The following is a 1,945-nucleotide window of genomic DNA, read 5'->3' on the forward strand; positions in this document are numbered from 1 at the left end:
TTGTTGCTGACGAGAGTGGGCCACGTACCGGACTTCTCCCCGGGGCCTGCCCCACAGCGGCTCGCGCCCTGCCCGGCGCCACCCGCACCCGGCAGACCCCACCTCGAAAGGAGCACGCGGACGTGCTGACCGTTGGCGACACCTTCCCTGCCTACGACCTGATCGGCGTCGTCACCAGCGACCCGGACACCGCCTTCGTCCAGGAGTCGTCCACCAGCCGCGCCGGCAAGTGGCGCGTCGTGTTCTTCTACCCGAAGGACTTCACCTTCGTCTGCCCGACCGAGATCGCCGCGTTCGGCCGCATCAACGACGAGTTCGCCGACCGGGACGCGCAGATCCTCGGCGTCTCCACCGACAGCGAGTACGTCCACCTGGCCTGGAAGCAGAACCACCCCGATCTCACCAACCTGCCGTTCCCGCTGCTCGCCGACCTGAAGAAGGAGCTCACCGCCGGCGCGGGCGTGCTCGGTGACGACGGTGTGGCGCAGCGGGCGACCTTCGTCGTCGACCCCGACAACGTCATCCAGTTCGTCATGGTCACCGCGGGCAGTGTCGGACGGAACCCGGCCGAGGTGCTGCGGGTGCTCGACGCCCTGCAGACCGACGAGCTGTGCCCCTGCAACTGGCAGAAGGGGGAGGCGACGCTGGGCAGCGCGGCCCCGGCCCCGCAGCCGGTCGGTGTCTGATGTCCGTCGCCCGACTGCGGGAACTGCTCCCCGACTACGCCCGTGACCTGCGGCTGAACCTGGGTTCGGTGACGAGCCAGTCGCAGCTGTCCTCCCGGCAGCTGTGGGGGTCGGTGCTGGCCGCGGCGATCGCGAGCCGCGGGCGCACCACGCTCGCCGAGCTCGAACCCGAGGCGGTGCAGCACCTCGACCCGGCCGCGGCCACCGCGGCCCGCACCGCCGCCGCGGTGATGGCGATGAACAACATCTACTACCGGACGCTGCACCTGCTCGAGGACCCGGAGTACTCCCGACTGCGGGCGGGTCTGCGGATGAACGCGCTGGCCAACCCGGGTGTGGACAAGGTCGACTTCGAGCTGTGGTCGCTGGCCGTCTCCGCGGTCAACGGCTGCGGACGCTGCCTGACCGCGCACGAGCACGAGCTGCGCGAGCACGGCGTGGCCCGCGAGGTGATCCAGGACGCGATCCGGGTCGCCTCCGTCGTCCACGCCGTCGCGGTGACCCTGGAGGCCGCGGAGACCTCCGCGGCGATCACCACGACCGTCTGAGTCACCCTCCGACCGTCACCGTCCGTGGCCCGGCATCCCCGCAACGGGTGCCGGGCCACCGGCCGTTTCCGGGCCGCCGAGCCCCCGCCACCCCGACCGGTCAACCAGTCGGACGAACACCCTCCGGCCGACGACAGCGCGTAGCCACCTCTCTGACCGGGACCCACCACCGGCGGGACGGAGCCCTCGGACGGGCCGGCGCGACTCCGCCCGTCACCACCGACAGCCCCGCGAACGGGGTCACATCGTCCCAGGTCAACCGGCACCTCGCCCCGGACCGACCGGCGCGGACGGGCAGCGGGCACGGTGTAAGCGAGCAGCTCGGTAGGTGGATGACACATCGGGCGCTACATCTACTCTGCGTAACAATCTGCGTATTACAGCGTGGTACTCCCACGCCCCCCAGGACCGACCTCTCCGACGCGCTGCCACAATGCGACCTAGTAAGCACGGTTGGTAGCCAACTGGTTTGCAGTGGTTACGAGCCACCTATCAATGGTCACGCTCAGGCAGCCGCGTCGAACCGGGACAGGCAGCCGTCACCAGGGGGAACAAAAGTATGACGCTTACGCCGTCCGCAGATCTCGCGACGTCCCGCGTCGCGCCACATCCGGTGCGCCTGAGCCGTGGCACCACCGCGGAGGGGACCGCGGCCAGGACCATCACCCGCGGGCTGGGGGGCCCGCTGCTGGCCGCGAACCGGGTCGGTCA

General features: G+C 70.5%; 2 protein-coding genes. Both read left to right on the top strand.

Going from position 1 to position 1,945, the window contains the following annotated elements; genetic code table 11:
• Positions 1–122: 122 nt before the first annotated feature.
• The gene (locus tag G6R24_RS20565; protein ID WP_163550780.1) at positions 123–686 is read left to right on the top strand and encodes a redoxin domain-containing protein; all 564 of its coding nucleotides are present in this window, start codon (positions 123–125) and stop codon (positions 684–686) included.
• A complete protein-coding gene (gene ahpD / locus G6R24_RS20570; RefSeq protein ID WP_163550781.1) occupies positions 686–1,234 on the top strand; it encodes an alkylhydroperoxidase, AhpD family in 549 nt (182 codons plus the stop codon). Before G6R24_RS20565 ends, ahpD begins: the two co-directional genes overlap by 1 nt.
• Positions 1,235–1,945: the final 711 nt, after the last annotated feature.

The sequence above is a fragment of the Candidatus Frankia nodulisporulans genome, from assembly GCF_902806475.1.
Taxonomy (GTDB): domain Bacteria; phylum Actinomycetota; class Actinomycetes; order Frankiales; family Frankiaceae; genus Frankia; species Frankia umida.

What these genes read in the sequence shown, in the direction of transcription:
- ahpD (WP_163550781.1), top strand. Translation starts at nt 686, where the DNA reads ATGTCCGTCGCCCGACTGCGGGAACTGCTCCCCGACTACGCCCGTGAC.